Source organism: Chryseobacterium sp., assembly GCF_008014695.1.
Taxonomy (GTDB): Bacteria; Bacteroidota; Bacteroidia; order Flavobacteriales; family Weeksellaceae; genus Kaistella.
In genome coordinates this window covers 145,019-170,933 of the sequence record NZ_VOXE01000002.1, presented here as the reverse complement: position 1 = coordinate 170,933, position 25,915 = coordinate 145,019, and the positions used below count along the sequence as shown (strand labels likewise).

Annotated in this window: 20 protein-coding genes; 12 read left to right on the top strand and 8 right to left on the bottom strand. The window is 39.8% G+C overall.

What is annotated here, in order from left to right; translation table 11 throughout:
* From dinB to FUA25_RS05150, 12 genes are all read left to right on the top strand, one after another.
* Positions 1–1,083 carry a DNA polymerase IV gene (gene dinB / locus FUA25_RS05205; RefSeq protein WP_147755847.1) on the top strand — a complete coding sequence of 361 codons (1,083 nt, stop codon included), beginning with the start codon at positions 1–3 and terminating at the stop codon, positions 1,081–1,083.
* 111 nt (positions 1,084–1,194) lie between these two features.
* Entirely contained in the window at positions 1,195–2,046 is an 852-nt protein-coding gene (locus FUA25_RS05200; protein ID WP_147755846.1) for a helix-turn-helix domain-containing protein, read from the top strand.
* A gap of 193 nt (positions 2,047–2,239) precedes the next feature.
* Positions 2,240–2,782 (top strand): hypothetical protein, encoded by a 543-nt coding sequence (locus tag FUA25_RS05195; RefSeq protein WP_147755845.1) that lies wholly within the window; start codon positions 2,240–2,242, stop codon positions 2,780–2,782.
* A gap of 329 nt (positions 2,783–3,111) precedes the next feature.
* The gene (locus FUA25_RS05190) at positions 3,112–3,654 is read left to right on the top strand and encodes a hypothetical protein (RefSeq protein WP_147755844.1); all 543 of its coding nucleotides are present in this window, start codon (positions 3,112–3,114) and stop codon (positions 3,652–3,654) included.
* A 62-nt stretch (positions 3,655–3,716) separates the two neighbouring features.
* Positions 3,717–4,520: a molecular chaperone gene (locus tag FUA25_RS05185; RefSeq protein WP_147755843.1), complete on the top strand. Its 804-nt coding sequence runs from the start codon at positions 3,717–3,719 to the stop codon at positions 4,518–4,520.
* Complete coding sequence (locus FUA25_RS05180; protein ID WP_147755842.1) at positions 4,513–5,520, top strand: hypothetical protein; 1,008 nt, start codon at positions 4,513–4,515, stop codon at positions 5,518–5,520. The genes FUA25_RS05185 and FUA25_RS05180 overlap by 8 nt, the downstream gene beginning before the upstream one ends.
* A 35-nt stretch (positions 5,521–5,555) precedes the next feature.
* Positions 5,556–8,324, top strand: coding sequence for a hypothetical protein (locus FUA25_RS05175; RefSeq protein WP_228411650.1), 2,769 nt, complete (start codon positions 5,556–5,558; stop codon positions 8,322–8,324).
* 118 nt (positions 8,325–8,442) lie between these two features.
* Entirely contained in the window at positions 8,443–9,942 is a 1,500-nt protein-coding gene (locus FUA25_RS05170; protein WP_147755841.1) for an alpha-amylase, read from the top strand.
* A 113-nt stretch (positions 9,943–10,055) separates the two neighbouring features.
* Complete coding sequence (locus FUA25_RS05165; RefSeq protein ID WP_147755840.1) at positions 10,056–11,312, top strand: putative DNA modification/repair radical SAM protein; 1,257 nt, start codon at positions 10,056–10,058, stop codon at positions 11,310–11,312.
* 1 nt (position 11,313) lies between these two features.
* On the top strand, positions 11,314–12,078 hold the full coding sequence (locus FUA25_RS05160) for a TIGR03915 family putative DNA repair protein (RefSeq protein ID WP_147755839.1): 765 nt from the start codon (positions 11,314–11,316) through the stop codon (positions 12,076–12,078).
* A gap of 69 nt (positions 12,079–12,147) precedes the next feature.
* The gene (locus tag FUA25_RS05155; RefSeq protein WP_147755838.1) at positions 12,148–12,594 is read left to right on the top strand and encodes a hypothetical protein; all 447 of its coding nucleotides are present in this window, start codon (positions 12,148–12,150) and stop codon (positions 12,592–12,594) included.
* A 160-nt stretch (positions 12,595–12,754) separates the two neighbouring features.
* Positions 12,755–13,363: a hypothetical protein gene (locus FUA25_RS05150; protein ID WP_147755837.1), complete on the top strand. Its 609-nt coding sequence runs from the start codon at positions 12,755–12,757 to the stop codon at positions 13,361–13,363.
* Positions 13,364–13,511: 148 nt separating this feature from the next.
* Here FUA25_RS05150 and FUA25_RS05145 read toward each other — a convergent pair whose 3' ends face one another.
* From FUA25_RS05145 to rplK, 8 genes are all read right to left on the bottom strand, one after another.
* Positions 13,512–13,823 (bottom strand): DUF3467 domain-containing protein, encoded by a 312-nt coding sequence (locus FUA25_RS05145; RefSeq protein WP_147755836.1) that lies wholly within the window; start codon positions 13,821–13,823, stop codon positions 13,512–13,514.
* Positions 13,824–13,913: 90 nt separating this feature from the next.
* A complete protein-coding gene (rpoC, locus tag FUA25_RS05140) occupies positions 13,914–18,179 on the bottom strand; it encodes a DNA-directed RNA polymerase subunit beta' (protein ID WP_147755835.1) in 4,266 nt (1,421 codons plus the stop codon).
* A 62-nt stretch (positions 18,180–18,241) separates the two neighbouring features.
* Positions 18,242–19,177, bottom strand: a complete 936-nt coding sequence (locus FUA25_RS05135; protein WP_147755834.1) for a phytanoyl-CoA dioxygenase family protein — start codon at positions 19,175–19,177, stop codon at positions 18,242–18,244.
* A 60-nt stretch (positions 19,178–19,237) separates the two neighbouring features.
* Positions 19,238–23,065 carry a DNA-directed RNA polymerase subunit beta gene (gene rpoB, locus FUA25_RS05130; protein ID WP_147755833.1) on the bottom strand — a complete coding sequence of 1,276 codons (3,828 nt, stop codon included), beginning with the start codon at positions 23,063–23,065 and terminating at the stop codon, positions 19,238–19,240.
* A gap of 442 nt (positions 23,066–23,507) precedes the next feature.
* Positions 23,508–23,876, bottom strand: a complete 369-nt coding sequence (gene rplL / locus FUA25_RS05125) for a 50S ribosomal protein L7/L12 (protein ID WP_147755832.1) — start codon at positions 23,874–23,876, stop codon at positions 23,508–23,510.
* A 54-nt stretch (positions 23,877–23,930) separates the two neighbouring features.
* Positions 23,931–24,533, bottom strand: coding sequence for a 50S ribosomal protein L10 (gene rplJ / locus FUA25_RS05120; RefSeq protein WP_147755831.1), 603 nt, complete (start codon positions 24,531–24,533; stop codon positions 23,931–23,933).
* A 13-nt stretch (positions 24,534–24,546) separates the two neighbouring features.
* Positions 24,547–25,239 (bottom strand): 50S ribosomal protein L1, encoded by a 693-nt coding sequence (gene rplA, locus FUA25_RS05115; protein WP_147755830.1) that lies wholly within the window; start codon positions 25,237–25,239, stop codon positions 24,547–24,549.
* Positions 25,240–25,250: 11 nt separating this feature from the next.
* The gene (gene rplK, locus FUA25_RS05110) at positions 25,251–25,694 is read right to left on the bottom strand and encodes a 50S ribosomal protein L11 (RefSeq protein ID WP_147755829.1); all 444 of its coding nucleotides are present in this window, start codon (positions 25,692–25,694) and stop codon (positions 25,251–25,253) included.
* Positions 25,695–25,915 lie beyond the last annotated feature (221 nt).

The following is a 25,915-nucleotide window of genomic DNA, read 5'->3' as shown; positions in this document are numbered from 1 at the left end:
ATGTTGCCGGACCGGAAAATTATTCATGTGGATATGGATGCATTTTATGCTTCTGTGGAACAGCATGACCACCCGGAACTGCAAGGAAAACCGGTTTGCGTTGGCGGGGGACATTACGGCGTGGTAGCTGCGGCCAGTTACGAAGCAAGGAAATACGGAATCCGCTCTGCCATGCCCGGAAGAATGGCTCTGGAAAAATGCCCGCATCTGATTGTAGTAAAGCCACGGTTTCAGCGGTACAAAGAAATCTCGCGCCAGATACGGGATATTTTTTATGAGTATACCGATCTGGTAGAGCCTTTATCACTGGATGAAGCTTATCTGGATGTGACCGAGAACAAAAAGAATATGGAGTCGGCCAACGAGATTGCAAGGGAAATCCGCCGAAGAATTTTTACGGAAACCGGCCTTACTGCTTCTGCGGGAATTTCGGTGAATAAATTTCTGGCAAAAGTTGCATCAGACTACAACAAACCGAACGGCCAGAAGACCATTCACCCTTCACAAATCCTGAAATTTATGGAGGAACTGCCGATTGAGAAGTTCTTTGGCATTGGGAAAGTTACTGCCAACAGAATGCACGAAATGCATATCTATAAAGGTTCTGATTTAAAGAAAAAAACATTGGAGGAACTGATTCAGCTTTTCGGAAAATCCGGTAATTATTATTACCATGTTGTGCGAGGAATTCATAAAAGTGAAGTAAAACCACACCGCATCCAGAAAAGTGTGGGCGTGGAAGAAACATTCTGGGATAACCTTCTGGATGAAGAATCGGTTTCTGCGCAACTGGAGATCATCAGTGCAGAACTGGAGAAAAGACTCAGTAAAAAAGAAATAAAAGGTAAATCTCTGACTCTTAAAATTAAATACAGCGATTTTACGGTGTTTACCCGAAGTAAAACTCAGGATGAATATTTTTCTGATGCAACTGACTTTTATAAAAATGCAAAAAAGTTATGGCAACTTCGACCTTTTGACAAGCCGGTACGCTTACTTGGCCTGTCTCTTGCAGGACTCAATACACAGGAGAAAAAACACGTGTCGGTACAGCTAAAAATCCCATTTGAGAATTTTTATTGAGCTGTAAATTTTATTACCGTATCACTAATATAAGGGCTATTTTACTGATTATACGGTGATAAACTTTTATTTTTAATTGTTTTTTACTATATTTGTAGAATTAGTACGACCATGCAAAAAAAAACATTCAGAGATTGGGCCATTTACCGTTTAGTTAATTCCAACGAATTTCATTATCAGATTGACTATTCCGGTTATTCCATTATATACTCTGCTTTGGATGATGTTAAAATTAATATTTTAGAAGAGGAAGTTCACATTGAACCTGAATCATTCTATTTTATTCCGCCAAACAGCCGGTTTCAGATAAAGGAAAGTTTTAACAGTGCAGTAATATTCTGGTTTAAGATTGAGCTATTTGTTAACCGTCTCGAATTTCTTTATCAAATAGAGAAAGGAATCTTCTTCAAAAAGACGGGCGGACTAAAGATAAAAAATGATTTCCTTCCTTATCATCAACTTATCAACCATTACTATAAACCATTTCAGGAAAAAAACATCAATAAACTTCTTAAGAAAAACATCGTTATTAATTTTATTGAGTTCGTTTTAATCCGAAGCTTGGTTGATAGCGATCCCACCCTGGAAGAAAGCACAAAAAATACTTTTGAGAAGAAGATTGCGGATGAGTTTGTACTTTTAATCTCAAATGAGCCGAATTTCGTCTTCAATATGAATCATTATTCGGATCAGATGAATATTACCAAAAGAAGCCTGGACAATGCTGTGCAAGCCATTTACGGCTGCTCTGCAAAAAAATTCATTACGGGTAAAGCGCTTGAGCAGGCAAAAATTATGCTGAGGGGTTCGGCAGTTCCAATTAAAAACATCAGCCAGAACATAGGCTTCTCTGAAGAGTCTAATTTTCATAATTTCTTTAAAAAACACACTGGCTATACCCCCCGTGAATTTAGAACCAATGCGAATTCAACCACTCCAGAAGTAGATTTTATACATTTATAAAATTACACATTCATTTATGAAGATATAAATTATATATGAAAATTATATAATACGCCAAAAAAGTTATGTAATCTTTACATAACTTTTTTGTTGTATTTAATAGGGTTCTCTGTTTCAATGCATATTACTTTTGCCATCTCAAAGAAACACAATAAGCACCAATCAATTTATAAACTGAAAAAAAATAATTATTATGAAAAAAACAATTTTATTCTTCACATTCTTATTAGGATTATCTTCAATTAGCTTAAGCGCACAAACGAGTACAGATAACGTAACATTAAACGTGCGTCTTTATCCAATCCAGACCATCGTAATCAACCCGCTGCAAAAACCGGTAAATCTGGACTATACCACTGCAGCTAACTATACCGACGGTGTATCAGTATCAAATCCTGATCATTTGAAGATTTACAGTACCGGAGGTTTTACCGTTACCGTTGCTTCATCTACAACCACATTAACCAATACCCTCGGCAGTATTCCTGCGAGTGACATTACTGTTACGCCAACGGCCGGAACAACAAACACTTTAGCCGGAGCCACTTTAACCGCTAAAACCCTTGGTACAACAGCCTCTACAATCATCGACAGTTCTGTTGGAGGTTTCAATAAGAATTTCGACATTAAATATGGTGCTCTTGGAGCAGGTGCATATATGAACAAATATTCTGCGGCCCAAGGTGCTCATGCAGATTATACCACAACGGTCACTTACACCATTGCTGCTAAATAATCACTCTTTTTAAAAAAATCTTTAAGACAATTTGGGAATACCTAAATTGTCTTTTTTAATATAAGCTGGACTACATTTTTTATCATTTGTTATCCTCATAACAACTTCTCTCCTGTTAAAGCCCAGCTACTTAGCGAAAATTATTATATCCCAGAGGATTGTCAAATCATAATTATATAAATCCGCAAAAAAGTTATGTAACATTCGCATAGCTTTTTTGTTGTATTTAATAATTTAATTAATATTTCAGCGACTTACCTTTGCCTCATCAAAAGACCGGTAATTCAACTTCTTTCACAACCAAATATTAACTAAAAAATATCATAATTATGAAAAAAACAGCTTTATTACTTGCATTTGTCCTGGGACTGGTGTCCATGAGTTTAAATGCCCAAACCAGTACAGACAACGTAACATTAAACGTGCGTCTTTATCCAATTCAGACCATCGTAATTAACCCGCTGCAAAAACCGGTAAATCTAGACTATACCACTGCAGCTAACTATACCGACGGTGTATCAGTATCAAATCCTGATCATTTGAAGATTTACAGTACCGGAGGATTTACCGTGACCGTTGCTTCATCTACAACTACGTTAACAAATTCGATTAACAGTATTCCTGCAAGTGATATTACCATTACGCCAACTGCCGGAACAACAAACACTTTAAGTGGAGCCACTTTAACTGCTAAAACCCTTGGCACAACGGCTTCTACAATCATCGACAGTTCTACTGGAGGTTTTAATAAAAACTTCGACATTAAATATGGTGCTCTTGGAGCAGGCGCATATATGGACAAGTATTCTGCAGCACAAGGTGCCCATGCAGATTATACCACTACTGTAACCTATACTATTGCAGCGAAATAATTTTCCTTTTTTAACTTCTTTAAGACAATTTAGGAAATCTTAAATTGTCTTTTTTAATTATAATGAAAAGTCAAGCCAAATTCTTATCCTTCATCATCCTATTAACCGCTTCCGTCCTTTTTAAAGCTCAGGTAGGACTCACAGTAAATCCTCCGCGCAACTATTATACTTCAGCGGCCGGTGAGAGTACCGTGAACAAGATTACGGTCTCCAATTCAAGCAAGACCACTTCTCTAACTTTAACGGTGTCCCTTAATGACTGGGAGTACGATGCCGAAGGAACCAACATAATGGCTGAACCGGGTACCCTATCCAATTCCTGCTCACAATGGATCTCCATTAAGCCTTCAACTTACCTCACCTTGGCAGCAGGTGAATCGCAGGAACTGACCGTGACGGTTACCCCTCCTGCAAAAAGATTTGACTCGCTGGATGTTCACACCGCCCTGCTCTTTATTACCCAGACCAATCCTGTGGAATCGTATAATGAAAAAGGGGCGCTTGTAAACATCAGTTTACGTTCCGGAGTCAAGATTTACCATCGGTACAATGAGGCGATGAATGCGGATGTAGATTTTATTGATTATAATTTTGATAAAAAAACAAAGAACCTGGAACTGGTTATTGAAAATAAAGGCAATATCTGGACAGATGGAACGGTGATTACCGAAATGGTCAATCAAAAAGACGGAACCAAATATAAACTGCCAGATGTACCGATTTATACCATGCCGAAAGATAAGAGAAATGTTCACATCCCTCTTCCCCAAGGTTTGAAAACCGGCAAATATATCGCAAATTCTACCTTCTCATATGGTGACGACGACACCATAAAAATGGCGGAGTTAACATTCATCAATGAATAGATTTTTCACATATTTATTTCTACTCTTCTGTACAGGGCTTGCTGCACAGCCTGTTACTATAACGCCCTACTCCAGCGGATTTGCCTCACTTACCAGCTATAACGGCGCGGTGATCAACAACCACACTACCATATTGCTGGCCGTGCAGGGATCAGATACTCAGATGAGAAACAATTGGTCAGTCAGGTTTCGGGTAAACGGAACCATCAGCAACGGAACCGATGTATTTCCGGCTAACAAGCTGAAGTTCCAGTTCAATAATTTCACATATGCAGGTACCCCGCCAAGTGGCACCCCTACGAATACTAACCTTGGCCTGGTAACAACGCCTTTGGTTTTTGCAACGTCAAATAAATCTTTTCAGAGCAGCCCTACGTACAGCCTAACAAGCACTGCGTATTTCTCTATTACCTTCAACTACAATCTTATCATAGACGGTGGTGCGTATCTGGCTCCACTTATTTCCTGGAATAACTATACTGTAAACCTGATCATGGAGGTAAGGGACAGACAGGGAACTATAAAAGACAGCAAACCTTTTAGTTTTCCTATGCAAATCCATCCGAATGACTTTCCGCCCAGTTCCCCCAGCTACGGTATCTCACTAAGTGCCGCCGCCAAAAGTGTGCTGATGGAGTTTAAGACGAAGTCTGATTATGACAACGGCGTCACTAAAACCATTAACAGCGCATTTTCCACTTTTTCAAACACTCCTTATATTGTACAGATTGGTGCCTTAAATACGGACCTTACCAGCCCTACCAATAAAACACTGCCGGTTAATTCTATCAACCTTAGTGTAAAAAACGCGGGAACCAGTGTTGGAACGGGTAACATCAATTTATCGACAAACCTGCAGACCATTCTTACCAATTCTGTGCATACCGGCAGCAAATCATATGACATGACCTATTATACCCAGCCTGCAGATATCAGATTCATCAACAGGTCTTACGAACAGTATTCAGGTACACTTATTATTGGGATAATGCCACAATAGTTTTGGGATTTTTTACGAAAATAACATCTTTTTTAATGATCCTTGGATCAATGCTCTGCTTTTCCCAGAATGTTGGAGTTAGCATAGAAACCGAACAAAGTATTGAGGCTCTGAACGAGGAAATGTTCAGCTTGTTGCTAAAAATACAGAACAATACTGATGCGGAACAACATCTTCAACTGGTATGCGAATCAGATAAAGGAGTAAGGATATTAAACAACGATATTTCTTTAACACTCAGTGCAGGAGAAAAAATGTTCTTTCCCTTAAAAATATTTATTGATAAAAAGCAGCCCTCAGGAATTTCTACCATAACCTCTACCCTCATCGCTAAGAATAAATCAGCTATTGCGACGGCAGAAACTGCTTTGGAAATTAAGTTAAAGCGGAATTTAAGGATTATTGCAAACGAACCACAGGTCTTAATCCACCAGGTTGGTGATTCCCTGAGAATCTCCACTCAGGTGTACAACAGTGGCAATCAGACGGAAGAAGTTGACCTTACGGCTACTTTTCCTCAAAATTTTGGCAGCGAGATTGCGATAAAAAAGAAAACAACCTTAGAACCCTTCACAGAGAAAGAGGTCGTATTTTCCCAGATTATCGACAAAAACCTACTGAGAATGGAACTTTTTGTGGTAAATATCGCGGGCAGAAACAGCAATAAAGAGTTTTTTGGCAATGCCGTAGTCATTGTACAAAACGCACTCGGAAGCAGAAGATATATTGATCCACTGAACCTCAACCAATATCTGCAGCGGTCCACTGCCAACCATATCTCCATAACGGCCAATAATCCCTTCTCTAAATTCGGCGCATCCGAAAATCTCGACCTGCGGTCAGAATTTAACCTGGGTTCCATAAAAGCCACCCTGAATTTAAACGGAGGTTACTTCCAGAATCTGGACACAAAACTGCTAATGCAGAATACGTGGCTCAAAGTAGAACATCGGAACCTCGGTATTCAACTGGGGAACATCAGTACCAGCGAGCTGGACTTGAATTTAATCGGAAGAGGTGCAGAAGTTTTTTATGGTGCCCCTGAAGTGGGTAAATTAGGAATTAAAATGGGAGTTTTGGAAAAGAATTACAATCTTCTTGATCCGTTACCGCTTCACAATTCACCCAGGGGTTATGCTGCATACGCCCAATCGTCATACAGTTTCGATGAGAAAAGAATACTCGAAAGTGCGGCGGTTATAGACAATGACCCTTTTCAGAAAAGCCTGATCATAAAGAACAGCTACCAATACAATAAGGAGAACAACACGGTGTACAGTGTGGACCTGGGGTACGGATACGCTCAGTCTCCTACCATCCCAGAAAACGCTAAGCCTTCTGTTGCACTGGGACTTACATACTACAAAAAATGGAACCGCTATATTTTCAGTTCAAACAATTTTTACAGCAGCGGATATTACCCTGGGATAAAAAAAGGAAGTACAGTTTTTGAACAACGAATTTCAAGGGAATTTGATAAATTCAGTCTATTTGGCAATTACAACCTCAATGTTTATGAGCCAAAAAATATAGATCCGCTTTATGATTTCAATACCTTATCGAAAAGAATGAAAATAGAATTCGGAGGTAACTTCTCCCTCAGCAGGAGAGCGAAGATGAGTGTAACCACACAGGGGATGGATGAACAATCGGATATCTTTTTAGGTCCCAATTTCGTAAAAACCACCATCAGTTACAGGGCAGCACTCCTTAATTCAGCCCTTAATTACAATGCAATTAACAACAAGAACAGAATCAGCCTGCTTTATTCACAGGGTTTTTCCTATTATCCTGGTTTTTCAGACCTCAAATACATTTACAGGCTTCAGGCCAACTGGTACCACTCTGATTTAATGCTGAGTACCAATTATCAGGAAGGGAATTTTATGCTATATGAAGGAAATGTCAATAATGAGATCAGGGCAGATTCCAGGAAGATCTCTGCCATAGCAAGTTACCGATTCAATATGCTTCAGGATAAGTTAAGTATAGTGTTGAGCACACTTGGAAATTACGACAATCAGTTCGGAACAAGCATTTCTTTCAATTCCAGCTTAGATTACCATGCCCTGCGGGCAACGAGACTTTTCGCTAATATTAATTACAATAAATTCATAAAAGCAGATGTAACATCTGCGACCACCTATTACCAAATAGGCATCAATCAGGATTTACCCACCTTTGGTGAAGAGAATGTAAATTATAAAAACGGGCAGATGAAGATTTTTGTCTTTTATGATCTTAACAATAACAATGTTTATGATGTTGATAATGACCGTCCTGCTTCAAATGTTAAAATTAAAATAAACAACACTATCTTTGTTTCAGACGCTGATGGAAGTGTGCGTTACCGAAAACTTCCCTATGCTGATTACACTGTAAAATCGATGGAGGAAAAATGGTTTACCGAAGACCAGTTGGTTAAAGTTGACAGGAAAGAGGTTTTCCTCACTGTCCCTTTCCAGAAGACCAGTACGATAAAAGGGAAAATAGCATACCAGAAAACTTCCAAAACCCAATACGAAATTCCTGAAATTCTCGCTGGTATGCCTATAATTTTTAAAAATCAGTTTGGCAGGATTTTCACCTTCTATACCGATGCAAAAGGTGAATATACTGCATATGTGCCTTTGGGAGATTACGAGGTTTCCATTGATGCAAAGGTGCTGCAGAAAAATGTGTATGTTGATGAAAATCTACAGAATGTTAAGGCTGAAGAAGGCACTGTAAAAACCCTGCAGAATTTTCTCCTGAAAGTCCGCGAAAAGAAAGTGGAAGTTAAAAAATTCGGCATCTCTAACTAGCCTTTGCAGTTCAGCACCTCCTTATAAAACCGGCTCCTACATGTTTCCATATTTGCAATTCTACCTGGAACACTTTCGGGATGATTTTTGCTAACTTCGTTTGACTAAAATTCTTACTATGAATGCGACCATGATGCAGTTTTTCCACTGGTATTCCGAAGGAAATTCAAAACTATATGATGAAGCGGTTGAAAAATCAGATGACCTGAAAGATCTGGGAATTACAGCCCTTTGGTTTCCTCCGGCTTATAAGGCTGCAGGAGGCGGTTATTCGGTAGGTTACGACCCTTACGACCTGTTTGATTTAGGAGAATTTGATCAGAAGGGAACCGTTGCTACCAAATATGGTACGAAAGAACAGTACATCAGTTGCTGCAAAACTTTACAGCAAAAGGGCTTTTCGGTAATTGCAGATATTGTTCTCAATCATAAAGCCGGCGGCGATGAAACAGAAAGGTTCCACGCCGTAAAAGTAAATCCGGAAAACCGACTCCAAAACCTTACCGAACCTTACGAAATTGAAAGTTACACCAAGTTTACGTTCCCCGGAAGAGGTTCCCAATATTCAGATTTCCAGTGGAATTTCCAGTGTTTTTCGGGAGTGGACTATGCTGAAGGTGAAGAAGGAATCTTCCAGATCATCAATGATTACGGCCACGGCTGGGAAGACATGATTGCCGATGAGAAAGGAAATTATGATTATCTCATGTACAATGATGTGGACCACCGGAATCCATTCGTGCGCGAAGAACTGAATTACTGGGGAAAATGGTACCACGACCAGATTCATTTTGACGGAGTCCGTCTTGACGCCATCAAACACCAGTCGCCCGATTTCTACCGCGAATGGCTCCATACTTTACGGGCAAATACCGGTAAGAATATTTTTGCCGTTGGGGAATACTGGTCACCCGGTGAAGTGCATCTTCTGCAGGAATATATCGATGCTACTGAGGGAAGTATGAGCCTTTTCGACTCCTCGCTCCAGCATAATTTTTTTAAAGCATCGAAGGAAGGCAGCAATTATGATTTACGCACCATCTTCGACGAAACTTTAACACTGAAGAATCCTGTTCTTTCCGTTACGGTAGTCGACAATCACGATACTCAGCCGCTACAGGATCTTGAAGCGCCTGTCGAGGGATGGTTCAAACCGTTGGCCTATGCACTGATTTTGCTGAGAGAGAGCGGCTATCCGTGCGTTTTTTATCCTGATTTATACGGCGCACATTATACCGATAAAGACAAAGAAGGGAACGAACAGGAAATATTCCTGCAGAAAGTTCCGAAAATCGAAGAACTTCTACACGCACGCAAACATTTTGCCTACGGAATGCAGCGCGATTATTTCGAGGACGCGAACTGCCTGGGCTGGACCCGGGAAGGTGATGGTGAACACAGTGGCTGTGCTGTGGTTCTAAGCAATAAAGATGCATACCAGAAACCGATGGAAATGGGTACACGGTATGCCGGCCAACAATTCTATGATTTTGTCGGTTGGTTTCCCGATTCCGTGACCATTGATGAAAACGGGTGGGGAAATTTTCCTGTGCCTGCGGGAAATGTAAGTGTCTGGGTTCCTGTTGAGAATAATTCCGGAGTTAAAAAGAAAAATTAATGGTTAATTCAAATAAGATTCACAGAATATTATTTGGTATCTTTTATTACCAATTTTTTGAATTAAGTAAATTTTAATTACTACTTTTGTTCTTAAACTTAACATAATAAAAAATGAATTTTGAGCGAATTCAGGAAAAACTCGAAATACTTGCAGATGCTGCGAAGTACGATGTTTCCTGCTCTTCCAGCGGCGGTAACCGCAAGAATAAAGGTGGCCTGGGCAACAGCCACGCTTCCGGTATCTGCCATACTTACACGGAAGACGGAAGATGTGTCTCTCTGCTCAAAATCCTGCTTACAAACCACTGCATTTTTGACTGCGCCTACTGTGTTTCGCGTAAAACGAACGATGTAAAGCGTGCCGCCTTTACCGTAGAAGAAGTTGTTGATCTTACCATCAATTTCTACCGCCGAAACTATATTGAAGGATTATTTTTAAGTTCGGGCATCTTTAAAGATTCCGATACTACGATGGAAAGACTCGTCAGAGTGGCGAAAAAACTCAGGCTGGAACACAATTTCAACGGATATATTCACCTGAAATCAATTCCCGGTGCGAGCGACGAACTCATGAAAGAAGCGGGACTATATGCAGACCGGCTTTCCATCAATATTGAAATTCCGACTGAAAAAGGTTTGAAATTGCTCGCTCCGGACAAATCCCACGCGGAAATGATCAAACCGATGAGCCTCGTAAAGAACGAACTCATTCTTTATAAAGAAGAAAAGAAGATCTTTAGAAAAGTACCGAAATTTGCTCCTGCAGGCCAGTCGACGCAGATGATCGTGGGTGCGACCGATGAAACCGATTTGAAAATCATCAAGGTAGCAGATCATTTTTATCAGAATTTCAACCTGAAACGGGTGTATTACTCCGGTTATGTTCCCGTTCTGGAAGACAGCCGGCTTCCTTCCATCCATTCCCAGGTTCCGATGCAGCGCGAGAACAGGCTTTATCAGGCCGACTGGCTCATGCGTTTCTATGGTTTCCAGGCCAATGAAATTCTGGATCCGGGAAATCCTTTCCTCGATCTGGAGATCGATCCGAAACTCGCCTGGGCGCTGCGTCACCGAGAACAGTTTCCGGTGAACATCAATACCGCCACAAAAGAAATGATCCTTCGGATTCCCGGAATCGGAACGAAATCGACCGGCAAAATTCTAATGGCAAGAAGATTCCAGAAACTGGATCTTGAGAACCTCAGAAAAATGGGCGTCGCCATCAACCGCGCGAAATATTTTGTAGAATTTGAACATACGAATATCTTCAATAAATTCATCGATGAGCAGAACTTCAGGAAAATCATTCTCGGCGGCATGAGTTCTAAATTCCAGAATCCTTTTTCCCAGCAGCTTTCCCTATTTTAATATGACGACCTTAGTTTACGACGGATCTTTTGACGGGCTCTTTACGGCAGTGTTCGAAGTTTTCGAATACCGTTTTGCTCCTGCCGAGGTCATCAGTAAAGAACATTACCTGACGGTGGATTTCTTTTCGGAAGTACATGAAGTGGTGACTGATGAAATCAAAGTAGACCGTGTCATTAAAAAACTCGAAGCAAATCTTGGAAAAAGCGGGGTAAAGCAGTTGCTGCTCGTCTATCTTTCCGAAAGGGCCGATTCCGGAAACCTCATCCTTTCTGCCGTAAGGAAGTGCATAAAAAATCCTGCGGAAAATATCCTTCAGAACTTTGCCGATCCCGACATCATGGAGATCTCCAAAATCTGCAAAAGCATGGGAAGGGAAATTCACAGGCTTCATGCCTTTGTACGTTTCGAAAAACTGGAGGACGGAATGTTCTTCGCCAAGGTGGAACCCGACTTCAATGTGCTCCCCGTCAGCTGGAAATTCTTCCGGGACCGTTACGCCGACCAGAAATGGATGATCTACGACCTTAAAAGAAGGTTTGGGGTTCTGTATGATTTAAAAAACACGGAATTTTTTTATCCTGATGAAGGACAGCTGAACAGCCTCAGAAATTCTGAGACCCTTCATCACAAAGAAGAGCAAAAATACCAGACCCTGTGGCAGCGGTATTTCACCAAAACCAATATCACGGAGCGGAAAAACATGAAACTCCACATTCAGCATGTCCCAAAACGTTATTGGAAATACCTTACCGAAAAGTTCTGAAAAAGCGCAGAGAAAAATTTAGGGAAGCAATTAAAAACCTGCGTATATTTGAGAGTTAGGCGACATATTATGAAACAAAAATTATCAATATTAATTCTAATTTTCTTCAGCCAAATAATATATTCACAAAGTGATTGTATTAAATCTCTAAAATACTCAGGTGAAATAAAGATTAAGAATTTTAAAGTTGAAACAATTCTACTTCCGAGAACAAATTTTTTAAAAGGATATGTGAAATTTGATGAGATTGGTGGTTATATCAGAGTTGAACCAAAATCAGAATTATTTGAAAAAAGGTCTGTAACACATTTAAGTTCAGAATTTTGCAAAAACTCAGATGAAATAATTGATGGATTCTTCAAGAAGGTGAAAAATTATCCAATAAGAATTATCGAAAAAAAGAAAGATCATATTGGAGAATATAAAACGTTAGAATTTGAAATTCCTACAGAAAAAATGAATTTTAAAATTGGGGAAAATGGATTAATAGAAATTATTTTTCCAAAGATTGAATAAAAAATACGGCGCCAAATAAAGTATTTCTTTTAGGGGGTTGCAAGCTCCTGTCCTAAAGATTTTCGCTAATTGTTCATTTTGTTATATTCATCTGAACTTTATTATAATATTCTCCAACCAACAGCTATACCCGATGTTACATACAATATTATAGAATCGCATGTTTGATTTTTTCAAAAAAAGTAGAAACGTTGAAGGATTAATAAAATTCTATAAATTAGAAAATTGGTGGTTTGATACTTTCAATGATTTCCAAAGAAATAGAATAGCAAATAGTTATAAGACATTTGGAACGGTACATTTGTCACAACCTTTAATAAAAGGCAAGCAAATTGATAGCAGGCCGGACTTCATTTTCTTGCTTAATCTTTCCCAATTTTTTAACACTAAAGCTGATTTTGACCTTTCCTTCCCTATGATTAAGGAAGCAGAACAGAGGTTTAATGAAGATGTCGAAGTGCTTGAGTTACATTTTTACTTTGGAGAGATACTCTCTTTTTATTATAAACTCAGAGACAATGCTGAGTTTTATGAAAAAGCAAAAATTTATGCTCTTAAACAAATTGACCTTTCAAATAAATCGAAAAATGCATTTTTGCACGAGAAATATGGGACTTTACCAATGCATTTAGGTTACAAGCAACTTTGTATCATTCTTGAAAAAGAAAAAAAAATTTCTGAAGCAATTGAAATCGCTGAAAAAGCAAAAAAAGAAGGTTGGGATGGAGATTGGGATAAAAGAATTGAAAAATTAAAAAAAATACTGTGAGTAACATTGTATTTCCATTAGCGGTTTTGTAGTTTACGGTAAATGCTTCGTCGTTCCCTCCGGTCGCTCCTCGCAATGACTAATTCCCATAAAAAAAATCCCGGTTCAACTGAATGAACCGGGATTTCTATTTTAAAACGTCTTGGTATTAGGCCTGAACGTTGTTCTGACCTACTACAAACGGCTCCAATTCTTTGATTTCGCCGAATTGCTGCTCGTAGTTAGCAATATTCTGCTGCAATGCAGAAAGTACTCTTTTTGCATGAAGCGGAGCCAGGATTACTCTTGATCTCACGTTTGCCTGCTGAACTCCCGGCATCAACTGGATGAAATCCAATACGAATTCTGAAGGAGAGTGGTTTACTAAAGCAAGGTTTACATAAACTCCTGCTGCAACCATTTCGTTAAGTTGAATGTTGATGTTGTTTGGATCGTTGTTTTGATTTTGATTGTTGTCCATTTTGTTTTTAATATTTTTTTGTTATGATATGCGTTACGGGATACGGGTTACGGGTTCTCTGGGAACCCGAACCCCGCATCACGGAACAAATTAATTGATGTCTTCAAATTCCTTTTTGGAACCTACGATAACGTTCTGGTAGTCTTTAAGACCCGTACCTGCAGGAATTCTGTGTCCTACGATAACGTTTTCTTTCAGACCGGTCAGGTAATCCACTTTTCCGGAAACTGCTGCTTCGTTCAGAACTTTCGTTGTTTCCTGGAACGATGCTGCCGACATGAAGGATTTGGTCTGAAGCGCTGCTCTTGTAATCCCCTGTAGAACCGGTGTTGCGGTTGCAGGAAGTGCTTCGCGAACTTCTACCAAAGCCTGGTCTTCACGTTTCAGTTTGGAATTCTCGTCTCTGAGTTCTCTCGCCGTGATCATCTGACCTGGTTTGAATTCTTTGGAATCTCCCGCTTCTGTTACTACTTTCAGTCCGAAAACCCTGTTATTTTCTTCTAAGAAGTCGAACTTGTGCTCCAAAGCATTTTCCAGGAACTGCGTATCACCACCGTCAACGATTTCTACTTTGGTCATCATCTGACGAACGATAATCTCGAAATGTTTATCATCGATTTTTACCCCCTGAAGACGGTAAACTTCCTGAATCTCATTTACAAGGTATTCCTGAACAGCTGTTGGTCCTTTGATCTTCAGAATATCATCCGGAGTAATAGATCCGTCTGATAATCTTGAACCGGCAATGACGAAGTCATTTTCCTGAACAAGGATCTGATTCGAAAGTTTCACCAAATATTTGGAGATTTCGCCAGTTTTGGCTTCAACGATCAACTCACGGTTACCTCTCTTGATTTTTCCGTAAGAAACTACCCCATCGATTTCGGTCACTACAGCCGGGTTTGAAGGATTCCTTGCTTCGAAAAGCTCGGTAACTCTTGGCAAACCACCCGTAATATCTCCTGATTTTGCAGATTTTCTAGGGATCTTGATCAGGACTTTACCAGCCTTGATCTTCTCCCCGTCGTTCACCATTAAGTGGGCTCCAACAGGAAGGTTATAGGCTTTCTGTTCGATGCCTTTAGCATCAACAACTTTCAGCGTAGGAACGGCTTTCTTGTTTCTGGATTCGGTAATTACTTTTTCCTCGAAACCGGTCTGCTCATCAATCTCCAGCTGGAATGAAATACTCTGAATGATGTCTTCGTATTCAACCTTACCTGCAGATTCAGCAATGATTACCGCATTATACGGATCCCATCTTGCAATGGTATCGCCTTTTTTCACTTTATCTCCAGGTTTCACCAATAACTCGGAACCGTAAGGTACGTTGGCCACCATCAAAGGCGTTCTAACGGCATTGTCTGCCACCAAACGGAATTCTGTTGAACGTGAAACAAGGATCTCTGCTTTTTTACCTTCGTCGTTTTCAGAAGTAACTGTTCTTACCTCGTCCATTTCCACGATACCGTCGCGTCTTGCAACGATGGATGGATTTTCGGAGATATTTCCTGCTGTACCCCCCTGGTGGAAAGTTCTCAGAGTTAACTGGGTTCCCGGCTCACCAATGGATTGTGCAGCGATTACTCCAACTGCTTCACCCATGTGAATTGGTTTACCTGTAGCAAGGTTTCTTCCGTAACATTTTGCACAGATTCCTTTCTTGGTTTCACAGGTTAATGGTGAACGTACTTCAACGAATTCAATTCCTGCCGCCTCGATTTTCTTAGCCAAAGCTTCGTTAATCAGTTCGTCGGCATTTGCAATGATTTCATCGGTTTCCGGATCGTAAACATTGTGAAGGGAAACCCTACCCAAAATTCTTTCCGAAAGTCTTTCCACGATCTCATCGTTTTTCTTCAGTGGAGATACTTCAGTTCCTCTTAACGTACCACAGTCGTGCTGCGTAATGATCACATCCTGAGCGACATCAACAAGTCTCCTCGTAAGGTAACCCGCATCGGCTGTTTTAAGGGCGGTATCTGCAAGACCTTTACGTGCACCGTGGGTGGAGATAAAGTATTCCAAAATTGAAAGTCCTTCCTTAAAGTTTGCCACAATCGGGTTTTCAATGATCTCCGCACCGGTAGAGCCGGCTTTCTGCGGTTTCGCCATCAAACCTCTCATTCCTGATAACTGACGGATCTGTTCTTTGGAACCCCTCGCTCCGGAATCAAGCATCATATAAACGGAATTGAACCCACCTTGGTCGGTTTTCATTCTGCTCATGATCATTTCCGTCAATCCGGCGTTGGTATTCGTCCAAACGTCAATTACCTGGTTGTATCTCTCCGTATCGGTAATAAGACCCATGTTATAGTTGGCCTTAATTTCATCTACATTTTCAACTGCCTGAGCAATCATTTTTTTCTTCTCAACCGGGATCACGATGTCTCCCAAGCTGAACGAAAGTCCACCTTTGAATGCATTCGTATATCCAAGGTCCTTCATATCATCAAGGAACTTAACGGTCGTCGGGAAATCGGTATCAGCCAACACCCGTCCGATCACGTTCCTCAATGATTTCTTCGTCAGGAGTTCATTGATAAATCCTGACTGTTTGGGAACGATTTCGTTGAAAAGGATTCTTCCTACCGTAGTTTCAGTAAGTTTTGTAACGATTCCGTCGTCTTCCTTGATCGGAAGTCTGCAACGCACTTTTGCGTTCAGAGAAACCTGACCTTCGGAATAGGCAATTTCCACCTCTTCAGGGGAATAGAATGCCAAACCTTCTCCTTTTACTTTCACTTCATCCGTAGAATGGGCTTCTTTGGTCATAAAATACAGACCCAGAACCATATCCTGCGAAGGAACCGTAATTGGAGAACCGTTTGCCGGGTTCAGAATGTTCTGAGAACCCAACATTAAAAGCTGTGCTTCCAGAATTGCTTCCGGACCTAATGGCAAGTGAACCGCCATCTGGTCACCATCAAAATCGGCGTTAAATGCCGTTGTAACCAATGGGTGAAGCTGAATTGCTTTTCCTTCGATCATTTTCGGCTGGAATGCCTGGATTCCCAGTCTGTGCAAAGTAGGGGCCCTGTTCAGAAGTACCGGGTGACCTTTCATTACGCCTTCCAGAATGTCATAAACAACAGGTTCTTTTCTGTCGATGATTCTTTTAGCAGATTTTACGGTTTTTACAATTCCTCTTTCAATCAGTTTTCTGATGATAAACGGTTTGTAAAGCTCAGCTGCCATATCTTTAGGAATACCACATTCGTGAAGCTGAAGGTTTGGACCTACAACAATTACCGAACGGGCTGAGTAATCTACCCTTTTTCCCAATAGATTCTGACGGAAACGACCCTGTTTACCTTTCAGTGAATCTGAAAGTGATTTCAGCGGTCTGTTGGATTCAGATTTTACTGCAGATGATTTTCTTGTATTGTCGAATAATGAATCTACAGATTCCTGCAGCATTCTTTTTTCGTTTCTCAGGATTACTTCAGGAGCTTTGATCTCCAGAAGTCTCTTCAAACGATTATTTCTGATGATCACCCTTCTGTAAAGGTCATTTAAATCGGATGTTGCGAATCTACCTCCATCCAACGGAACCAATGGTCTCAATTCTGGTGGTATTACAGGAAGCACACGCATAATCATCCATTCAGGACGGTTGATCATTCTTGTGTTTGCACCACGGATGGCTTCAACAACATTCAGCCTTTTCAGGGCTTCAGTTCTTCTCTGTTTTGAAGATTCGTTGTGTGCTTTATGACGCAGATCGAAAGACAAAGCATCAAGATCGATTCTTCTCAACAATTCCTCCACAGCTTCTGCACCCATTTTGGCGAGAAACTTATTCGGGTCGGCATCATCAAGATACTGATTGTCCGGTGGCAACGTTTCCAGAATATCAAGATATTCCTCTTCCGTCAGAAATTCTTTGTCATCAAAGTCAGAACCGTCGGCTTTTTTGGCAATACCCGGCTGAATCACGACATATCTTTCGTAATAGATGATCATGTCGAGCTTTTTGGAAGGCAAGCCTAAAAGGTAACCGATTTTATTCGGTAAAGAACGGAAATACCAGATGTGCGCAACAGGAACAACCAGACCAATGTGGCCGATTCTTTCTCTACGAACTTTTTTCTCTGTTACTTCAACTCCACAACGGTCACAAACGATTCCTTTGTATCGGATTCTTTTGTATTTCCCACATGCACATTCGTAATCCTTTACAGGTCCGAATATTTTTTCGCAGAAAAGACCGTCTCTTTCCGGCTTGTGGGTTCTATAGTTGATGGTTTCCGGTTTTAAAACTTCACCTCTAGAATCCTGTAAAATGGATTCGGGAGAAGCAAGACCGATCGTAATTTTTGTGAAATTACTTGTTTTATTTTTATTTGACATTTGTTAGATTTTAGATTTAAGTGAGGGGAAAAATTTCATATATTCATCTAATACTTTAAAAATTAATTTTTAAATAAGGCAGGCCTTTGTGTAATCTCGTGATAACAGATGGAGTTTTCATCAAAATAATGGAAAACCATACTTTTTCTCGTTCTGTTCTTATTGGTATGCGGTTCTCCTCCGTGAAGGATATTTGCGTGCCAGATAAGCATATCACCTTTCTTACAGTCAAAGACTTTCTTTTCTAATTTCAAATCATTTATCCTGGAGTTTAAGAATTCTTCATATTCTTTATAGCCTTTCTTTCCTAACATAAATTTTGTCCCTTCATTATCATAATCCGAGTTCATGAAATAAGGCAATTTGTGAGATTCCGGATAATAATGTAGTGCTCCATTTTCAGCGGAAACATCTTCTAATGCTACCCAAACTCCTAAAAGCCCACCATGCGGAAATGTTGTCATATGAATACTGTCGGAATGAGTTTTCTGCTCACTTCCATTGATAAAATTAATACTTTGAAACAGCTTTGCTTTACCATCAAATAAAATACTTAATACATCTAAAAGATATTTATTCTGTCCTATCTTCTCGATTAATTTTGAATGATGAATTGCAAACATTAACTTATTAGCGTAGCGAAATTTTATTTTTCGCGTATCTACAAGGCGCTGAATTTCATTATTAACTTCATCAACAGTATCATTGTTCAAAAATCCTCTGATGATACAATAACCCTTGTTATGAAAATCTAGCAGACTTTCTTTATTTTCTTCTGAAAGATTTTTAAAAAAATCCGAATTCCTAACTTTATCATTATCCTCCCTTCTACAGTAAGATTCTTTAATACCTTCAAAATCCTTACTCGAAATGGGTGAATAATATTTCTTTTTAAGACCATATTTTTGGTATAAAGAAATGTTATGATTTAATTTTTCTTTGTTAAAAAAATTAAATACAGCATAACTAAGTTTAGAATTCCTGATAAATGATAACATAAATTAAAAATTAAAATTTAAAGCAGCAGTTTTTCTAATAGCAAACTGCTGAATAATATGTTATTCTTCCAATCTTACATCCAGGCCTAGACCCTGTAACTCGTGAAGCAACACGTTGAAAGATTCAGGAATACCTGGTTCAGGCATTGCTTCTCCTTTCGCTATCGCTTCGTAAGTTTTTGCTCTACCGATTACATCATCGGATTTAACGGTTAAGATTTCTCTAAGGATATTGGATGCACCAAATGCTTCCAGTGCCCAAACTTCCATCTCCCCGAATCTTTGTCCACCAAACTGCGCTTTACCTCCTAACGGCTGCTGCGTAATCAATGAATAAGGTCCGATTGAACGTGCGTGCATTTTATCATCAACCATGTGACCCAGTTTCAGCATATAAATGACTCCAACTGTAGCCGGCTGTGAGAATCTTTCGCCGGTACCGCCATCATAAAGATAAGTGGAACCGAATTCCGGAAGACCTGCCTGCTTGGTATACTCAGTAATCTGATCGATATTGGCACCATCAAAAATCGGTGTTGCGAATTTCAGACCCAATTTCTGACCAGCCCATCCAAGTACTGTTTCATAAATCTGCCCAATGTTCATACGGGAAGGTACACCAAGCGGATTCAATACGATATCCACCGGAGTTCCGTCTTCAAGGAAAGGCATATCTTCTTCGCGAACGATTCTTGATACAATCCCTTTGTTACCGTGACGACCCGCCATTTTATCACCAACATTCAGTTTACGTTTTTTAGCAACATATACTTTTGCCAGTTTAATGATCCCTGCAGGAAGTTCATCACCAATTGAAATTGCAAATTTCTCACGGTTTTTAATTCCCTGGATGTCGTTGAACTTGATTTTATAGTTGTGAATCAGCTGTTTGATGAGATCATTTTTCTCAGAATCCACCGTCCAGTCTGCACCGCTTACATTGGCATAATCTTCAACACTCTGTAATAATTTGGTCGTGAATTTCACGCCTTTTCCGATGATTTCTTCTTCAAGGTCATTCTGTACGCCCTGGGAAGTCTTACCGTTCACTAAAGTGTTGAGTTTTTCAAGAAGCGTGTTTCTCAATTCGTCGAATTTCACTTTGTAGGTGTTTTCGATTTCTTCAAGTTTCAGTTTCTCTTCGCTTCTTTTCTTTTTGTCTTTGATATTTCTTGAGAAAAGTTTTTTATTGATCACTACCCCTCTTAACGAAGAATCTGCTTTCAGTGAAGCATCTTTTACGTCACCGGCTTTATCACCAAAGATCGCTCTCAATAATTTCTCTTCCGGAGTCGGATCAGATTCCCCTTTTGGAGTGATCTTACCGATCATGATGTCTCCCGGTTTGATTTCCGCACCGATTCTCACCATTCCGTTTTCATCAAGGTCTTTTGTAGCCTCTTCCGAAACGTTTGGAATATCTGCTGTCAATTCTTCAATACCCAATTTGGTATCCCGAACTTCCAGTGAATATTCATCAACGTGAATGGAAGTAAACCAGTCTTCACGAACTACTTTTTCGTTAATTACGATCGCATCCTCGAAGTTATACCCTTTCCAAGGCATAAAGGCTACTACCAGGTTTCTACCGATGGCCAGTTCGCCGTTTTCTGTAGCATACCCGTCGCAAAGAACCTGACCCAAATGCACTTTATCTCCAACTCTTACGTTAGGTCTCAAAGTAATGGTTGTGCTTTGGTTGGTTTTACGGAATTTCGTCAGTTTATAGGTTTTAGTCGCTGATTCAAATGATACCAGATCATCGTCCTCGCTTCTTTCATATTTAATGGTAATTCTGTCTGCATCAACATATTCAACAACACCATTGCCTTCAGCATTGATGAGGATACGTGAATCTCTCGCCACCTGCTTTTCAAGACCGGTTCCTACGATAGGCGCTTCCGGCATCAACAAAGGAACTGCCTGACGCATCATGTTGGATCCCATCAATGCACGGTTTGCATCATCATGCTCCAGGAAAGGAATCAGGGAAGCTGAGATACCGGAAATCTGGTTTGGCGCCACATCAATCAGGTCAACCTGATTCGGCTCCACTACCGGATAATCCCCATCCAGTCTCGCAATAATTCTTTCTGTTTCAAATTTACCGTCATCAGCAAGTTCAACGTTGGCCTGGGCGATAATCTTATCTTCCTCATCTTCTGCATTCAGGTAAATCGGTGCTGATTTCAGATCCACTTTACCGTTTTCAACTTTTCTGTAAGGCGTTTCAATAAACCCTAAGTTGTTGATTTTAGCATAAATTCCCAATGAAGAGATCAAACCAATATTTGGTCCCTCAGGAGTTTCGATCGGACAAATTCTACCATAGTGAGTATGGTGAACGTCACGTACCTCGAAACCTGCTCTTTCTCTCGATAAACCACCAGGTCCTAGGGCAGAAAGACGACGCTTGTGCGTGATTTCTGACAGTGGGTTGGTTTGGTCCATGAACTGAGAAAGCTGGTTGGTACCAAAGAATGAGTTGATAACTGATGTTAAAGTCTTGGCATTAACCAAATCAATTGGTGTAAAGATTTCGTTATCTCTAACGTTCATTCTTTCACGGATTGTTCTGGCGATTCTCGAAAGACCTACACCGAACTGTCCTGAAAGCTGCTCACCAACAGTCTTGATCCTTCTGTTTGACAAGTGATCAATATCATCGACTTCCGCTTTGGAATTCACAAGTTCGATCAAATGACGAACAATGGAGATGATGTCTTCTTTGGTTAAAACTTCCGTTTTCTCAGGAATATTTAAACCTAATTTTTTATTTAATCGGTATCTACCAACTTCTCCTAATGAGTAACGCTGCTCTGAGAAGAATAATTTTTCAATAATTCCTCTTGCGGTTTCTTCATCGGGTGGATCTGCGTTACGCAACTGACGGTAAATATATTCAACCGCCTCTTTTTCGGAGTTGGTTGGATCTTTCTGTAATGTATTCTGGATGATAGAGAATTCGTTGGAATTTTCTTTGTGGATCAGGATTGATTTCACTCCTGCATCAAGAATTAGATCCAGATGTTCTTTTTCAAGAATTGTTTCTCTATCTAAAATGATCTCGTTTCTTTCGATAGAAACCACTTCACCCGTGTCTTCATCCACGAAATCCTCGAACCACGTGTTCAGAACTCTCGCAGCCAAAGTTCTTCCTTCTACTTTTTTCAAAGCAGCTTTTGAAACTTTTACTTCTTCCGCAAGGTCAAAGATCTGAAGGATATCCTTATCAGATTCGAAGCCGATAGCTCTAAGTAAAGTTGTTAAAGGTAATTTTTTCTTACGGTCGATGTACGCATACATGACGTTATTGATGTCGGTTGTAAATTCCATCCATGATCCTTTGAACGGGATAATTCTGGAATAATACAGTTTGGTACCGTTGGCGTGATACGTCTGTCCGAAAAACACACCCGGGGAACGGTGAAGCTGGGTTACGATAACCCTTTCAGCACCATTGATGATGAACGAACCGGAAGGCGTCATATAAGGAACAGGTCCCAAATAAACATCCTGAATCACGGTCTGGAAATCTTCATGTTCCGGATCTGTACAGTACAGTTTAAGTCTTGCCTTCAGCGGAACTGAATAGGTAAGGCCTCTTTCCACACACTCGTTGATGGAGTAACGTGGCGAATCAACCAGATAATCAAGAAACTCAAGTACGAACTGGTTTCTTGAATCGGTAATCGGAAAATTTTCTTCAAAGGTTTTGTAAAGAGCTTCGTGTACTCTCTGTTCCGGAAGGGTATCCAACTGGAAGAAATCTTTGAAAGATTGGATCTGAATGTCCAAAAAGTCAGGGGTAATAATTTTTCCCTTTGCAGTGGAAAAATTAATCCTTTCGGTTCCCTGAGTTTTAGCGACTGCTTTAGATTTACTCATAAAAAAAATTAGGAATGAGGGTTAAAAAATATTTTGATTTTTAAAAAATATCAGAAACCGAAGAAAGAGTAAGAGTAAAGAAGGATGACTTGAGGTTCGGCGCTAACAGAATTAGTCTTGATTCTTTGTTCTTGATTCTTGATTCTAATTTCTAACTGCAACGCCGGTATATCTTTTCACGGAGTAGTGCAAAACATTTTTTGAATTTTTGGAGCTAAAAAGATGGGATAAACAGAAACACGAAATCTTTTCCGACTTAACGAAAAAGTTGATTTACAATATTTTACTGGTTTATATACAAATGGTTAGCGCCAAAAGGACTGCAAAAGTACGAAAATTCATTGAAATAAACAAGGGAAAACCTATTTCAGTTCTTCTGCCTTATTTAAACAAAAAAAATCCGCATAAATGCGGATTTATAAATTGAGGATGAAAAAGAGAATTATTTCAATTCTACTTCAGCACCAGCTTCTTCTAATTGTTTTTTCAAAGCTTCAGCTTCGTCTTTAGAAATTCCTGATTTGATAGCAGTTGGAGCACCATCTACCATATCTTTCGCTTCTTTAAGACCTGCACCTGTTAAATCTTTTACCAATTTAACAACTGCTAATTTAGAAGCACCAGCAGCTTTAAGGATTACATCGAATTCTGTTTTTTCTTCAGCAGCTTCAGCACCACCACCTGCAGACATTACTACAGCAGCAGCAGCTGGCTCGATTCCGTACTCATCCTTAAGGATAGTTGCTAATTCATTTACGTCTTTAACTGTTAAGTTAACAAGCGTTTCCGCTAAGTTTTTTAAATCTGACATTTTAATAATGTTTTAATTGTTGAACGATTTATTGTTGTTTTTTTTGAGTATAATTTATTCTGCACTTGGTGCATCAGCTTCAGCGCTTGCTTCTGGAGCAGCTTCTGCAGCTGGAGTTTCTTCTGCTTTCACTTCTTCAGCGGCAGGTGCAGCTTCTTGGGCTGCAGCCTCTCCTGCTTCAGGTTTGTTCTGAAGTGCAGAAACAACTCTTTGAATTGGTGACTGAAGCAATCCGATGATTTCTCCGATCATTTCTTCGCGTGACTTGATGCTCACGAGAGCTGCCAAATTTTCATCACCTACATAGAAAGTTTCCTGCAAGTAAGCTGATTTAAGGGCAGGTACTACTTCTTTTTTTCTGAAAGTCTGGATCAGTTTTGCCGGAGCATTTGCTGTTTCAGCGATCATCAAAGCAGTGTTTCCTTTGAAAGTTGGGAACATTTCAGAATAATCTACGCCTTCCATCTGCTCCATTGCTTTCTGCAGAAGGGTGTTTTTTACCACTTTAAGGCTGATGTTCTGTTTGAATGCCTGTCTTCTGAAATCTGAAGTCGCAGCAGCATTCATTCCTTCAAGATTTGCTACATAAACCACTTTCGCGTCCTGTAACATTCCTTTTATTTCTTGTATTACTAATACTTTATCTTCTTTTGTCATTGTGTTACAGATTTTAGTTTACAGATTTAGTATCAATAGCAATACCCGGACTCATAGTAGAAGACATATAGATGCTTTTTACATACGTTCCTTTGGAAGCTGTAGGTTTCATTTTAACCAATGTCTGGATCAGTTCAGCAGCATTTTCGCGGATTTTGGCAGCATCAAAAGATACTTTACCAATTCCTGCGTGAATAATACCGTATTTGTCTACTTTGAAATCAATTTTACCTGCTTTCACTTCCGCTACTGCTTTACCAATATCCATGGTTACCGTACCGGATTTTGGATTCGGCATCAAACCTCTCGGTCCCAAAACTCTACCTAACGGGCCTAATTTACCCATTACTGCAGGCATGGTAACGATCACGTCAACATCCGTCCAACCTTCTTTTATTTTTTGTAAATATTCGTCAAGACCTACGTAATCTGCACCGGCTTCTTTAGCTTCTGCTTCCTTATCAGGAGTTACAAGTGCCAAAACCTTTACATCTTTACCAGTACCGTGCGGAAGAGATACTACACCTCTTACCATTTGGTTTGCTTTTCTTGGATCTACACCCAATCTAACAGCGATATCTACAGAAGCGTCAAATTTTGCAAAGTTTACTTCTTTAACCAAAGCCGAAGCTTCGTCAAGGTTATAAATTTTGTTTTTTTCCAGTTTGCTTAAAGCTTCCTTTTGCTTTTTCGTTAATTTTGCCATTTCTATTAGTTTTAAGCGTTAGTTGGTTTAGTTCCTGTTACTCTCAATCCCATAGATCTTGCAGTTCCTGCGATCATTGTTACAGCAGAATCTACTGTGAAGCAATTAAGGTCTGTCATTTTATCTTCTGCAATCTTTTTAACCTGATCCCAAGATACACTTCCTACTTTAGCTCTGTTCGGTTCTCCTGAACCTTTCTTCACTTTAGAGGCTTCCAGTAACTGGATAGCAGCGGGAGGTGTTTTAATAACGAATTCAAAAGATTTGTCTTCGTACACTGTAATTACTACAGGTAAAACTTGTCCAGGCTTATCCTGAGTTCTTCCGTTAAATTGTTTACAAAACTCCATGATATTCACACCTGCAGAACCCAATGCTGGACCTACCGGTGGAGAAGGGTTTGCTGCCCCTCCTTTTACCTGGAGTTTAACCATTTTAAAGACTTTTTTAGCCATTTTTGTTTTTTAAAAAATTAAGAAATTTATGAATGTGGAAGCATTTATAAATCTGTATGCCGTTGTCTCACCTAACAGCTATACATTTCGGACTGCAAAATTAAGATTTTTTTTTAATTGTGCAAGCGTAATATGCTGATTTGTAGAAAGAATTTTAATAAAAAGTTGTAGAAACGCAAAAGACCGCTCTGTTGAGCGGCCTTTTGGATATGTTGAAAAGT